The 14,211-nt window shown below is 37.2% G+C and carries 13 protein-coding genes and 1 other annotated feature (1 of these 14 cut by a window edge); of the genes, 11 read left to right on the top strand and 2 right to left on the bottom strand.

Annotated features, from left to right (window positions below):
* Positions 1-199: a binding site (T-box leader), on the top strand (it extends 17 nt beyond the left edge of the window).
* Positions 200-247: 48 nt separating this feature from the next.
* Positions 248-1,510: a tyrosine--tRNA ligase gene (gene tyrS / locus NSU02_RS15095; protein WP_339193230.1), complete on the top strand. Its 1,263-nt coding sequence runs from the start codon at positions 248-250 to the stop codon at positions 1,508-1,510.
* A gap of 457 nt (positions 1,511-1,967) precedes the next feature.
* Here tyrS and NSU02_RS15090 read toward each other — a convergent pair whose 3' ends face one another.
* Positions 1,968-3,341 (bottom strand): IS1380-like element ISGsp2 family transposase, encoded by a 1,374-nt coding sequence (locus tag NSU02_RS15090; RefSeq protein ID WP_339195758.1) that lies wholly within the window; start codon positions 3,339-3,341, stop codon positions 1,968-1,970.
* A gap of 136 nt (positions 3,342-3,477) precedes the next feature.
* On the opposite strand from NSU02_RS15090, the gene NSU02_RS15085 reads away from it, so the two are divergent.
* The 9 genes from NSU02_RS15085 to NSU02_RS15045 all read left to right on the top strand — a co-directional run bounded on the left by NSU02_RS15085 (position 3,478) and on the right by NSU02_RS15045 (position 11,424).
* Entirely contained in the window at positions 3,478-3,858 is a 381-nt protein-coding gene (locus NSU02_RS15085) for a hypothetical protein (RefSeq protein WP_339193229.1), read from the top strand.
* Positions 3,859-4,366: 508 nt separating this feature from the next.
* Positions 4,367-4,564 (top strand): hypothetical protein, encoded by a 198-nt coding sequence (locus tag NSU02_RS15080; protein ID WP_339193228.1) that lies wholly within the window; start codon positions 4,367-4,369, stop codon positions 4,562-4,564.
* A gap of 62 nt (positions 4,565-4,626) precedes the next feature.
* Positions 4,627-5,187, top strand: a complete 561-nt coding sequence (locus NSU02_RS15075; RefSeq protein WP_339193227.1) for a hypothetical protein — start codon at positions 4,627-4,629, stop codon at positions 5,185-5,187.
* 142 nt (positions 5,188-5,329) lie between these two features.
* Complete coding sequence (locus NSU02_RS15070; protein WP_327856388.1) at positions 5,330-6,619, top strand: sugar transporter; 1,290 nt, start codon at positions 5,330-5,332, stop codon at positions 6,617-6,619.
* A gap of 3 nt (positions 6,620-6,622) precedes the next feature.
* A complete protein-coding gene (locus NSU02_RS15065) occupies positions 6,623-7,294 on the top strand; it encodes an ABC transporter ATP-binding protein (RefSeq protein ID WP_339193226.1) in 672 nt (223 codons plus the stop codon).
* Positions 7,284-7,829, top strand: coding sequence for a stage II sporulation protein M (locus NSU02_RS15060; protein ID WP_130158306.1), 546 nt, complete (start codon positions 7,284-7,286; stop codon positions 7,827-7,829). Before NSU02_RS15065 ends, NSU02_RS15060 begins: the two co-directional genes overlap by 11 nt.
* A gap of 825 nt (positions 7,830-8,654) precedes the next feature.
* Positions 8,655-8,900, top strand: coding sequence for a DNA-binding protein (locus tag NSU02_RS15055; RefSeq protein WP_339193225.1), 246 nt, complete (start codon positions 8,655-8,657; stop codon positions 8,898-8,900).
* 283 nt (positions 8,901-9,183) lie between these two features.
* Positions 9,184-10,794 carry an IS1634 family transposase gene (locus NSU02_RS15050; RefSeq protein WP_339192846.1) on the top strand — a complete coding sequence of 537 codons (1,611 nt, stop codon included), beginning with the start codon at positions 9,184-9,186 and terminating at the stop codon, positions 10,792-10,794.
* Positions 10,795-11,142: 348 nt separating this feature from the next.
* Positions 11,143-11,424 (top strand): transposase, encoded by a 282-nt coding sequence (locus tag NSU02_RS15045; protein WP_339193224.1) that lies wholly within the window; start codon positions 11,143-11,145, stop codon positions 11,422-11,424.
* 252 nt (positions 11,425-11,676) lie between these two features.
* Here the strand turns inward: NSU02_RS15045 and NSU02_RS15040 are convergent.
* Positions 11,677-12,833 (bottom strand): IS3 family transposase gene (locus tag NSU02_RS15040; protein ID WP_339193223.1). Its coding sequence is split into 2 segments (ribosomal slippage): positions 11,677-12,575 and positions 12,575-12,833, totalling 1,158 coding nucleotides; the frame shifts between segments, so codons are not numbered across the junction.
* 40 nt (positions 12,834-12,873) lie between these two features.
* Between NSU02_RS15040 and NSU02_RS15035 the strand changes: the two genes are divergently transcribed.
* On the top strand, positions 12,874-13,920 hold the full coding sequence (locus NSU02_RS15035; RefSeq protein ID WP_339195815.1) for an IS3 family transposase: 1,047 nt from the start codon (positions 12,874-12,876) through the stop codon (positions 13,918-13,920).
* Positions 13,921-14,211 lie beyond the last annotated feature (291 nt).

Here is a 14,211-nt window from a genome sequence, read left to right as displayed (position 1 = left end):
AGAAAGTAGCAGGCATTTCCCTGTTTCAGAGAGCTGATGGCCGGTGCGAATCAGCACATAAATGCTTTGTGAATTACCTCCATGAGCATTCTTTGTGAAAGTGAAGTAGCAAAGGACGGTTTTAGCCGTTATCAGAATGAGTGAAGAACATGCAAATGTTCTTAAGCAGGGTGGTACCGCGTAATTATACGTCCCTTCATGAAGGGGCGTTTTTTATTTGGATAAAATTTGAAAAGGAGTGGGTTTGATGAATGCTTTGCTAGAAGATTTAAAATATCGCGGACTCATTAATCAAGTAACGGATGAAGAAGGATTAGATAAATTGTTGTCAGAGGAACAGGTGAAGCTGTACTGCGGTTTTGACCCGACGGCAGACAGCCTTCATATCGGGCATTTGCTGCCGATTTTAACGTTAAAAAGATTTCAAGAGGCAGGTCATCAACCGATTGCTCTTGTTGGCGGCGCAACAGGCTTGATCGGCGATCCAAGCGGAAAAAAACAGGAAAGAACATTAAATGAAAAAGAAACGGTGAAGCAGTGGTCAGAACGCATTAAGGAACAGCTTTCCCGCTTTTTGGATTTTGAAAAAGAAGGGAATCCGGCCATTTTGGCCAACAACTACGATTGGATCGGGCCATTGGATGTCATCACATTTTTGCGCGATATCGGCAAAAGCTTTGGCATAAACTATATGCTGGCGAAAGAAACCGTGCAGTCAAGAATTGAAACGGGCATTTCCTTTACGGAATTCAGCTACATGATTTTGCAATCGTACGATTTTTTAAAGCTGTACCAAACCTATGATTGCCGCTTGCAAATCGGCGGAAGCGACCAATGGGGAAATATTACGTCAGGACTTGAACTAATTCGAAAAACGGAAGAAAATGCGAAAGCATACGGTCTTACACTCCAGCTCGTCACGAAAGCCGACGGCACAAAATTCGGCAAAACGGAAGGAGGAGCCATCTGGCTCGATAAAGAAAAAACATCGCCTTACGAATTTTATCAATTTTGGATCAATACCGATGACCGGGATGTCATCAAATATTTAAAATATTTTACTTTCTTATCAAAAGAAGAAATTGAACAATTGGCAGAAGAAGTGAAAAATACTCCTGAAAAACGGTCTGCGCAAAAAGCGTTAGCGGAAGAAGTGACAAAGCTTGTCCATGGCGAAGAAGCACTCAAACAGGCAGTCAAAATTTCCGAAGCGCTGTTCAGCGGCAATATAAAAGCTTTAACAGCAGAAGAAATAAAACAAGGCTTTAAAGATGTGCCTTCGTATGAAACGACCGAAAATGAAATCGGATTAGTCGATTTATTGGTTCAGGCGAAAATTTCTCCATCGAAACGGCAGGCAAGAGAAGACATCGGAAACGGTGCGATTTACATTAACGGCGAACGGGTGCAGGAGCTTGATTATATTGTGTCTGAAAAAGACATCATCGAAGGTCAATTTGCTGTGATCCGCCGGGGCAAAAAGAAATATTTCTTAATTCATTTCAAATAATCATATGCCTCTGCTCACACTTTAGGGGCCTATTAAAATCAATTGGAAAATATACGGGCGAGTGATTCTAAACGACCACCGCTCATACCCGTATTCTATTAAATAAGTCAAAAGCACCCCCCTTCAATTGAATGGAATTAATTTATTCATTGAAGGGGGGTTTTTTCGTACAAAAGAAGCAAAATTTGTCGAAAAATACAGAATTTTGTATGTCAAAAAATGTACCTAAATCTAGTTTTTATAAAGTATACCTGAATCCGTGATGAATTGAAATCGACTTTGATTTTGTTGTAATTTTGATGGATTGATAATCCATAAAACCCTTTTTATGCTTATGACCTATGTCATCTCTATTTCCGAAAATGGAACAAATCTCTTTTTTAGGTATACGAACCAAAAAAATAGACAAAAAAGCACAGGGAGTGACGTTGGACATCAGTGCCCGAACATTCGTTCGTTATCTTACCTCTCTCCATTTCTGATAGACGTTCAGTAGGGGCTCGCTATAGCCACTCCTTCGCGTCAGTTTCATCCAGATCTGTCGTGATCGACGGACGAGTCGCCCTGCCATCGTGATCACCGTCTGAATAATCGTCTTGATGCGGCGGCGTTTCACTTTGTGGTGCAACGGATGTCTCGGATCGCTTAATAGATCTTGTCCAATCAGACGAAGAAGATTGTAAACGAAGGCTCCCATGACCAACACGAGCGCATTCGTTTTCATCTTCCCAGATGGAAGCCGCTCTAAATCTAAGTCGCTCTTCAGTTCGCTATGAAACTGTTCGCATGTCGCATGGTCATGATACAACGCGAGCACATCGCTCATTCGAACATGCTCGTATCCTTTGAGCCGCACCCAATAGCTTTCCACTTCATAATCAGGAACGAGCATCAGCTGTCCATTGCGTTCCATCGTCCGTTCCGTCACTTGGGTGACTTGAACGTACGTATACGTGTTTCCATCGATCGCTGCCTTCTGTGGAAGGCATAGCTCATAGGTTTGTACTCCTTCGCTTTGTCCATCATCGACACGTTTGCCCTTTTGCGAAGCGATCTGGAACCAAAGCGCTTTCGATTCTCGGCGTAAGTTTCGCTTGATGACAAAGTCCACGTCTTCCTTTAGGCATACGTGCACATTCGCTTCTGCATCGTTTCCTGCATCCATGCGAACAAGCAGACGAGATGAAGTCAGTTGACGAGCTCGACGGATAGCGGTGACTAAAAACGAGGGCATGTTGTCTTGCACATGTTGTTTCCCTGGACGCAACTCGGCATGAACGAGATACCCTTCCTTCCCTGCATACGCAAACAACGGTGTAAAACCGTCAAATCCTTTATACGTTCGACTGACTCCTTCTTTTTTCGTATCGGAGTTGTCAAATGGGGAACCATCTATATCAAGGGGAAGCCATGTCGTCTTTCCTTTGGTCCAACAAGGGGACAAAGTGGCATGTCGTTGAATCAACAGACGTATGGACTCCTCCCAAAGAATCGTTTCGGTCATCGGAAGACAAGCGAGCTGATCGAGTCGTTGTCGCAAGGTTGGAGAGGAAGGCACGTGCTGAATCCCCATCGATGCCGAAAAGATATCGTCCTGACGATACGCTTCGATATGATCGAAATCCGTTTTTCCTGTGGCAAGCAAGCCAATCATCGAGCGAATGACATCGCTATGGGAAATGTGCACTTCTCGACGAACCGTTGGAAGCCGAAGTGCGTTTACCCGTTTATCCAGTTTCGTTCGATGGAGTAAGTAGCCAACGAGAGCAAGCCCAGCACTTGGGGTAATCGCTTCATCTGTCAATACAAACCGAATCGGGAAATCTTTCATCACATCACCTACTTGATGAAGAATCGTCAACGTCGTTTTCCCTTATCGTATCAACGGTTTGCGACCATTGTAAAGATGTTTTGTCACGGATTCAGGGTATAATCAATTTAACAAATTATTGAAAAGGAGGAATTATATGAAAATTAGTCGTTTAAAAAAATGGTTGATATGGGCAATTGTGAATCTGTTATTTTTCTCATCCGTTCCTTTAGACGTTTTCGCAGAAACCATTCATTCTAAAGACAACAACTCTACTGAAAGTCATTTACCGTCAAAAGTCCCGACCCCTAAAATTAACCTTAAACGAGGGGAAATCATTGAGGAACGGACAGAGAATACAAAAGTTTTTTACAATGGTGATGGCACATTTACCAAAAAGATTTATTTTGAGCCGATCCATATAAGGAAAAAGAAGGGGAAGCCATTTGAGGAAATTTCTCTAAATCTAAAATCGATAAATTTCTATTTCATCAACATTTATGAAGAAGATACGAAACTTTATTTACTTTCCATATAAACATAAACAGTGTTTCGTTTTCTTTTTCAAAATAAAGTTACAATCCATCCGAAATGATGTAAACGATCAGTAAATGTCACCTTATGATTTTGTGTCCATATTAAATTTTGGAATGTGTTATGGCCAAATCAGAGAATACCTATCTTTTTCTTTTGGTCTAGCAAAATGCTTTACACAAAGTTTTAAACATTATTTGTTATTTAATAAAAATATTTACATATTTGGAAAAATAATTATAATTATTTTTGAAAGTGCTATGATGGAATATTTTAATAAATAAATTGTGTAATTCTGATTTGTAAGTGTAATACTATAGCATTCTAGCAGACAACTGTATAAGTTAATTTTATTAATGTAATTAATCTGACTTGCTTTATGTCATTATATTTGCGTTAGGTCTGCTCAACTATTTTATATAATTGAGCGGATCCGCATCTTATTTTTGAGTGCCTCCACATAATTTATAGATTAATGAATAACGAATGAATTGAATATAATGGAGAAAGTTTTGATTAGACAACTTACAGGTGTTAGTTTAAGCACTGCAGGGGTTATTCTGGATTATTTGGATTGGATTTCTTACGCATCATTATTACTGACTCTAACTGGACTTGGAGCTACTGCATCAGCAGCAGTTTGGTCTTATCGTGCTACAATTTTGGCACTATCCAGATCGGGTAAAAGAGCAGCAGCAAAAGCACTTTAATGGAAATATAGTAAAGAAGGTAGTGTGTGGGGCACTAACTTCTTTATATGAAGGGGATAAATATGTTGCTTATATTAAAACGTCAAGGATTAATCAATACGCTTTCTTTTTTTCTATTGTCTCTGATATTGGTTGCCAATACTTTTTTTTCAATCAGGCAATTTGGGATCATTGAACAATTTAACGAAATCCAAAAAAACTTACCTTTATTTACCGAAGCATTTGTTATTGTCTTTATAACTTCGGTGCAATTGATAGCGGGTATAACAGTTGTAATAATGGAAACACTATTTGTTACTTTTGTAGCAAATTTCATGACTAAAAAGAAATTAAAATTTAGCAACTATATATTTCCAATCCTTTTAGCGAATATCTTTTCAACACTATTAAATATGACTATTATTAAGGCTATCGGTCTTAATGATATGCAAAACATTCCATGGCTGATCTGGTCGCCAGTCTCACAAATATTGTTGGCAGTTTTTATTTATATATTTTTTTCGATTATTGATAAGTCTATATCGAACAACGTAAAAATCAAATTAGGGGTTCTTATATTTTCGGTATTGTATGGTGTGCCACTTATTATACATACATTGATAAATGCTACATTTTTTCAATAATTTGGGAAAGGTGTAAAAGAATATGGAAAAATATTTTAAGTTGAAGATGATGGTCGTATTCGCCATTTCAGTTATTTTTTTATTGGTAGGCGTTATCACATTGATAAGAATCATCGGGAAAATGTTAGGGAATTGAGGACAGATGAAGTATTTCAAATATAAACGTTTAATAAAAAAAAGAAAAGCAATTTCCAATATAGAGATTTTCTACAGATCTATTTTCAATGAGTTTTCTGAAGCAGATAAAAAAATATTGCTGTCTGTATTATACAAAATAAATCAGGTTATTAATTTTATTTCAAAAATAGCACCAATTTTTGTTTACTCGCTCATTTATTATTTTCATTCCTATTTAGAACCTTTTATAAATCCTTTGTATGTCGCAACAATCTATTTAATTTTTAGCCTTTGGTCCACAGATATCAATAATGATGATTATGATCCTCAGGAAATGGAAAATGTTTCCGAATGGATGTATAAAGCCCGAAAAAATAAATTCAAGTTGCTAATCCTGGAAAGATTGGCATTAACATTTGGAACAAGCATTCTTTTTTACTGCATTTTTATCTTTATTTATATGGAAAAAATGAATGTTAGCTACGTAATAATCTTTTTATATGAGGTTTTCGGAATCATTGCTGCCATTCTTACAATTCTTTTAAAATTCTATTGGAGTAATCATCAGATTTTATTTTTATTTTTTCACGGTCCAAACGATATGAAGCGGAAAGAACATTTCATAAGATATCAATATGATTCGCAATTAGATAAGTACCTGATTGCTTTGTCCCGGTCCGTTCAAAATAGAACCTACTATTTATATATATTTTATATTTATCTATTCGCAGCAATTTTACCATTTATAATATGGTTTATAACTTATCATTTTGGTGTTCATAAGTTTATTATCCTAACTGTTTATTTAGCAGTTGAAAGCGTGATGATCAGTTTTATATCCCAGGGAATCATAAATAGTTCAAAGATGTTAAATAACTCAAATTTAAGTGATTACTATTATATAAAGAAGTTTGATAAGAAAAAATACTATGAGAATTTACTTTCTAAATTTCTTTCCAGAAAACTCTTTGTTATCCTGCTCAGCTATTATCTTGGTTTACTCGTACTTTACGGATTTTCGTCCGTTACTGCCATCATTGGATTATGTTCAACCGTTATCTACTTCAGCACAATACAGATCATTACAAAAAGAGTCTTTCGATTTAAAAAATTATCATTAGAAGAAATCAAAGACAATTTTTTTATTTATTTTTTCAATCCAATAGAAGATCTGTTTATAATTGGATTTCCTTTAATTATTAGCAGTGCTGTCGCTATTTATTCGATAAAATCAGGAAGTGTCTATCATATAATCATTTGCTTTTTTATATACTCTATTTTTTTATTATTTTATAACTTTCTTAAAGAGAGGTAAAAAATGCTTGAGTTAATAAACATTAAGAAAAGATATGGAGATTCAGCTTATATTTTTGATGGTATAAATTTGAAAATTGATAAAAAAAGTATTGTGGAATTACTGGGTGAAAATGGTATCGGTAAATCAACTTTACTGAATACCATTGGCGGAATGACCAAATTCGAGGGTGACATCAAGTTAAATGGAATTTCATTAAATGACAATTTCAAAAAGTATATGGAAGGAGTTTCATTAATTGGTAATACACCTTTTTTATATGAATATTTAACTCCTTCCGAAACTATAGATATGATCTTGTCCTTCTTGAATAAAAAAAGATTAGACGAGACTCTTGGTGCTCTCATGGAAGAAATTGGGCTCCATAAATATAAAGATACACTAACACGGGAACTATCATTGGGTACAAGACAAAAACTGTCATTAATACTTGCACTTCTTTCTTCGCCTGATTTGATTCTGCTTGATGAACCTTTTGTAAATTTAGATGTTCGTTCTAGAAAAGTCATTCTCGATTTTTTGAAGAATTACGTCGTTCAAAACAAAGCAATTTTAATTTATGCAACTCATTCAACAGACATATATTTATCTGATTTTTCAAATAAAACGATAAGGTTAAGAAGAGATGATCTGTTTGATAAGGTGGTATTAGAGAGTGGTACCCGTGAAATTTAAAATATTTAGTATTTGTTTTTTAGTTAGTTCGTTAACGGGAATCATATTTTTCTTTTTAGGTTTTTTGTTATTACCTAATGAGCAGTTTAACCCGGACTTGCATCCTTCTTTTAAAAAGATTTTTTTTACGAACTTTGAAATACATATTCATACCATTTTTTTCTCAATCATTAGTTTCGGATTGTTTTCTTTGATTTTTCTCTTCCAGCAGTTTTTTTATTTAGGATTTATTTTCCATAGCTTGGTAGAAAAAACTAGCTTAAAAACAGCATATTCCTTTTTCGCCGGGCATGGAATAATCGAAGTTATAAATATGTTTTTTACGGCATCAATAGGTTTATATGTTACTGTAAACATTTTTAATATGATAAAAAAAAAGGAATTTGGTAGGAAGTCATTTATCAGTTTGGGAAAAAATCTTTTTATACTTTTGATCATAGATGTATTGCTTTTATTAATTGCCGCACTGTTGGAAACATATTTATCTCCGTTATTAGTCGATAAAAGTAATATAAATCATCTTTACCATCATTAAATTGGCATTGGTAACATCAAAGATTTCGTATGAACCTTCATATGCAAGCAACTGGTATTGAGGGAAGAGGCAAAGGTGGCGCGACTTTCCTAAACCAAGAATATTTTAGTGGAATGAGAAGATCCATCTGGCTCCTCAGTTGGATGCTAGGGAACTGTGCAGCCTGTGCTTCATTGGCAATTGCGAGAATGTCATCCTGCCTGCTCCTCGGCACAGGGAAAACCCATTTAGCAACATGTCTGCACCCAGTTTTAACATTAACTTCCTTATATCTTTTGAACCTTTGCATTTGTAGTATGTCATCAACGGTGATAAAATCCCCAATAACAGCGGTTTAAAATTCCCCAAAAATGACAGATAATCGTTTCAAAACGACATCTTGGATGAGGGGAGAAACGATGCTGAAGATTGGGGAGTTTTTTATGATTCGAGAGTTGTATCAGAACTTTAGGTAACGAATTGAGAGATATTGTAAATGAAGAGTTTTTGGAAAAAGGATTAAATGATGATGAACCAAATGAGCTGGGGATAAAATTAGAGAGATTAATAGACGAAATTGGAAGGTGTTTTATGTAAGTATGTCTGTTTAAAAGGTGAAATTTCTCAGATTTACGATTTATAATCGTGAATAATCCTTAGAAGACAAATTCTCTTGAGGTTTTTCGATTAGGGTAATAGGTATGTGTCGAAAGAAAACGTGGCATGAGACTGTGGATCATAATGGTAGAATTAGACAGGTTAGACCTGATACTAAATTTACTGGTGGTGCCAAGGTTCACTATCGTTTTGATAAGAATGGGAACTATATTGGAAAGTGGTGAAAAAATGAGACAACCAACAAAAGAGGAAGTGGTTGATAAACTGAAAATGATTTTACAAGGAAAGCTAACAAGAGAGGAAACAGCAGATTGGGTTTCAGAATATGTCATGCAGGATGAGCCAAATATATCAGATGAAACTGTTTGGGAACTTTTACAAATTGTTTCCGGAGTTGATTTAAAAGATGATCCGGATGAATACCTACATGTAGATCAAGACATTATGGATTGGATAACCAAGTATAGCGATTAAAAATGTTAAAAAACCTTGATTGGCTATGCGCCTTTCAAGGTTTTTATGTGCGCCCGGCATGGGTGTAATCTCTAGGGTGAAAGTCCCGAGCCACGAAGGCAGAAGTAGTGGTTAGCCTAACGCAAGCTCAAGTTTGACACCATTTCACTACATGTGGATAACTAAAGGTGATTATACCAATAGTTATCCACTTTTTTTATCGAAAATATAATCATTATGTAGTGTTATGTGGATAACTTTTGTATATCCAATAATATGTAATATATGTTATACTATTAGTGCTATGTATATTCGAATTAATAAGCAAAAAAATAAAAATGGTTCTGTTCGTCAATATCTACAAATATGTCGTACATTTCGTGTAGACAATAAAGTTCGGCAACAAACGCTTTGTAATCTAGGGAGGTTAGAACATTTATTAGAGAATGGCTCTGTCGATAACATAATCGAGGGATTAGCCAAATTTTCAGAGCGTTACTTTGACCGAATTCACGGGCAAGGGTCTTCCTCTTCTGTCTCCGTGCTTTGGACAAAAGAGTTTGGGCCGGTTTATCTGTTCCGAAAGGTATGGGAAAAGTTAGGGCTTGGTCGGCTATTACGTAAAATCATGGATGATTCCGAGGCTGCTTCTCAGTATGACGAAGCCATTTTTGCCATGGTGTTAAACCGTCTCATGGATCCCAATAGTAAGCATTATATCTTCAAACAATGGATCGACACGATTTATGCAGAAGGTCTTTCAGACATCCAACTCCATCACTACTATCGTGCATTAGACTTCTTAAGTGAACAAAAAGAAAAAATTGAGGAACAACTTTATGGACATTTAACCGATTTAACCTCATTAGAAGTAGATATCGTGTTTTACGACACGACAAGCACCTATTTCGAAGGAGAGGAAGCAGACGAACTGCTGGCTCACTATGGTTACTCCAAAGATCATCGTGGAGATCGAAAACAAGTCGTGATTGGCTTATTAATGACCAAAACAGGGATTCCGATTGGGCATCAAGTCTTCCCTGGAAACATGCATGATACGAAGACATTTGGCATGGTGGTTGGAGACCTGAAGAAGCGCTATCCTATTCAGAAAGTCATTCTAGTGGGAGACCGCGGAATGGTTAGTGAAGCCAACTTAGATCAAATTCGTGAACTGGGCATGGAATATATTGTGGGTGTCAAATTACGAAAGTCGAAGAAAGCCCAAGAGCTATTATCCATCCGTGGGCCATATAAGAAGGTTCTTCCGAATCTAAAAGTGAAGTCAAAGAAAATCGATGGCGAAACGTATGTACTCTGTTACAATCCGGACGCTGAAGAACGTGATCGAGCGAGTCGTCAAGTCGTGTTAGAAAACCTTCAATCGAAGCTTGATGAACTCGGTCCATCTGGACTCGTCAAAAACCGTGCGTATTCCAAGTTTTTAACGATAGAAAAAGCATCGGCCAAAATTGATGAAGAGAAGGTATCCAATGACGAAAAGTTTGACGGAAAGTACGCCATTCGGACCAACTCGTCATTAACGGATGAAGAGGCAGCACTTGCCTATAAAGAGTTGTGGAGAGTGGAACAAGCCTTTCGTAACCTGAAGTCGAATCTAGAACTTCGCCCGATGTACCATCGAGTGGAATCTCGTATTCGAGGCCATATCATGGTTTGTTTCCTTGCGCTTGTCATGGAATCCTTTTTGGCCTATAAGCTAAAAGAAATAGGATGCCAAACAAGTGTAAAGGATATTTTGCATGATGTAAGCCAGATGAAGGCCTCGAAAATACGCGTGAATGGTGAAGAGCAAATCGTTCGTACAGAATTACAAGGTCAAGCAAATCTAGCATTTGAAGCACTTGTCACACAAGCGCCTCCTAGAGTATTAGAAAAAAACACGTGCCACTAACAAGTGTAGTGGTACGTGTTGTGGGTAAAGTCCAAAACACCAGTATTTTCGGGCTTTTCTTTAGTGTACTCTGTCAAACTTGAGGCAAGGGTGTCCGTGGTGACGCGGAATCTGAAGGAAGCGAGCGGCGAACTTTAAGGTCTCTCGGAACACGAACTTCATATAAGGCTAGGTATCATTGGATGAGTTTGCATAACAAAACAAAGTCCTTTCTGCCAAAGGTGATATAGAGTAAATGAAGCAGATAGATGGAAGGAAAGATTACACTCTTACCCGGGGATGATGCTAGTATAGTTTCATGGACACCCTTTAGTGAAATATAATATTAACGAAGGGATGTGTCCTGATATGGGTAACACAAGCGAAAAACGTAAAAGTTATCATGCTGAATTTAAGGAAATGGTGGTTGAGCTTTATCAAACTGGAACACCAGTAAAACAGATCTGCAGCGAATATGGCCTGTCTGAAACGACAATCTACAAATGGATCAGAAAACAAAAACCGGTTAAGCTGGATGACGGGGGCTCTTTTACCCCGGAAGAATTTCTGAACCTGCAAAAAGAATTGCACCGGCTGAAAGAGGAAAACGAAATCTTAAAAAAAGCTATGGCCATATTCGCAAAGAAGTAGATCAAACCACTGTTATATCCATGATTGACGAGATAAGAGCCAAACACCATTATGACCTTAAAACCATGTGTACGGTCCTTGGCGTGCCGAGAAGTACTGATATTAGGTCAATAAAGTAGACACAAAAATTTATAGATTTTTTTCGCAGCTACCGCGCTATCGCTTGGTGGCCTTTTAAAAATAATTACGACGTTGTCCTAATTATTTTTAAAAGGTAAATTTTCGGGTCTAACTATTCTATTAATATGTTCATTAAGCTCCCTTTTTATAGTACATACGTTCGTATTCAGGTGGCGAAAAATACTCTGTTGCGGAGTGAATACGTTTATTATTGTAAAATATTTCTATATACTCAAATATGCTCTTTTTTGCTTCCTCCCTTGTTTTATAACGAGTCTGATAGATTAGTTCTTTTTTTATAACCCCATGAAATGATTCAATACAAGCGTTGTCATAACAATTTCCTTTGCGGCTCATGCTACATTTCATTCCGTATTCCATTAGCTTAGCTTGATAGTCATTTGAAGCATATTGACTCCCTCGATCAGAATGATGGAGGATAGAACCCTGTGGTTGTTGACGCTGATAGGCTTGCTTTAAAGCACTTAACACTAGCTCCTTTTTCATGGAACAGTCTATATGCCAGCCGACTATTTTCCTTGAATACAAATCCATCATACTAGCTAGATAAAGCCAACCTTCATCCGTTGGAATGTAGGTAATATCAGCTACCCATACTTCATTTGGCTTCATAACAGTAACATGTTGGTTTAAGACATTTTCCTGGACCGGATGGTTATGTTTTGAGTTAGTGGGAGCCTTATGCTTTTTCACGGTACGAGGCTTCATTCCCTCTTTGTTCATTATGCGGAAAACCGTCTTCTGTGAAACCTTAATGCCTTCATGATTAAGCTTTTTGGCAACCTTTGGACTCCCATACAGTTGGCGAGATTCGATATACACACGACGCACTTCCTGCGTCAATTCTTCTCGACGCTCTTGTCTAGCACTTTTGGGACGATCACGCCATTTATAATAACCGCTTCGAGAAACTTTCAATACTTCGCACATCTTCTCCAATCGGTAATCGAAGCGATGCTCATGGATAAATGAATATTTTACCGTTGGTCTTTCGCGAAGAAGTGCATCGCCTTTTTTAAGATGGAGTTTTCCTCCTCCAGATCCCGAATACGTTTCTTCAGTTCACGAACTTCGTGGTCTTCGGATCGAAACGTTTGGGTTTCTGTTATTTCAGGTTCTTGCTTATATTTTTTCATCCAGCCGTGAAGAGTATTTTCGTTAATTTTGAGCTCACGAGCCACTTGTGCAACGGATTTCGCTTCCTCCAAAATATAACGAACAGTTTGACGCTTAAAGTCTTCCTCGTACCGCCTTTGTTTTTTTGTCATGTAGACACCTCATTTTTCAGTCTATTATTACTATAATAATCTGTGTCTACTTTTTAGTCTAACATCAGGAACGAGTTTTGTAGGTTCAGGCAACATCAAACCACAAAATCAAGAAATCATCGAATTACGCCTGTCGCAATCAAGAGTTGGAGGAGGAATTAGCCATCCTAAAAAAGGCGTTAGGCATCTTCACCAGAAACCAGAAGTCATTTACGCCTTCATTTTTCAACACCGAAATGAATTTCTTGTTGTGAAGATGTGTCAAGTGCTCGGTGTTTCAAGAAGTGAGGATTACGCCTGGCTTAAGCGGGCGAAAAGTAAACAGAAAGAACAAAAAGAACAACTCACTCAACAGATTCGAAATGAGTATCTAAAGTCCCGTAAGATTTATGGAAGTCCGAAAATTACGCAAGAACTACGTAAACAAGGGATTCGTGTGTCCCAAAAGACAGTAGCCCGAATCATGAGTGAAGAAGGATTGAGATCGATTACTGTGCGTAAATACAAAGCAACGACTAATAGTAATCATCCTTACAACGTATATGTCAATCTATTGGAACAAAACTTTCAAGCAACTGCTCCGAATGAAGTATGGATGGCCGATATCACGTATATTCCTACTGATGAAGGATGGTTATATTTAGCGAGTATCATGGATTTGTATACACGAAAAATCGTAGGTTGGTATATCGATACACGAATGACCAAAGAGTTAGTCATTAAAGCGTTACAACGGGCTTTAAACAGCGAAAAACCAATGGAACGAGTGATTCATCACCCGGATCGTGGGAGCCAATATGCTTCGAATAACTATCAGCAGCTTTTACAGGAACATCATTTTCAAGTGAGCATGTCGAGACGTGGGAACTGTTACGACAACGCTTGTATGGAGTCGTTTCATAGCTTAATCAAAAAAGAGTGTATCTATCCGAATCGATTCCATACGCGGAAAGAAGCGAAACAAGCCATTTTTGAGTACATCGAATCCTTCTACAACCGAAAAAGAAGTCATTCCGCTCTTGGCTATGTATCGCCATGTGAATTTGAAGAAACATACTACGCTAATCAGAGAAAAGTAGCTGCATAGGTTCAGCTATTTCTCTCTGTTTAACGTGTCCGTTTTCTTGACATAACACCATTATTATACTAAATATTCAGGTGGTGCCAGGCACCTATACCAACATTATTTTACATATTTTCTTAATAGAAGTTAAGACTTGTTAAAAATTAATGAGATACAGAAGAAGAAAGATACCAACAAACAGTGAAAAGTATAGATCATGATTACATTTGGTATTATAATCACAAACGTATACAAGGGGCTTTAAGTTATCAAACACCGGTTCAATAGGCAAAAGCAAGTTAAATAACGAGCACA

The organism is Aeribacillus sp. FSL W8-0870 (genome assembly GCF_037963755.1).
GTDB classification, from domain to species: domain Bacteria; phylum Bacillota; class Bacilli; order Bacillales; family Aeribacillaceae; genus Aeribacillus; species Aeribacillus composti.
The sequence above is the reverse complement of the archived record's forward strand: the minus strand, read 5'-3'. Positions and strand labels throughout refer to the sequence as shown.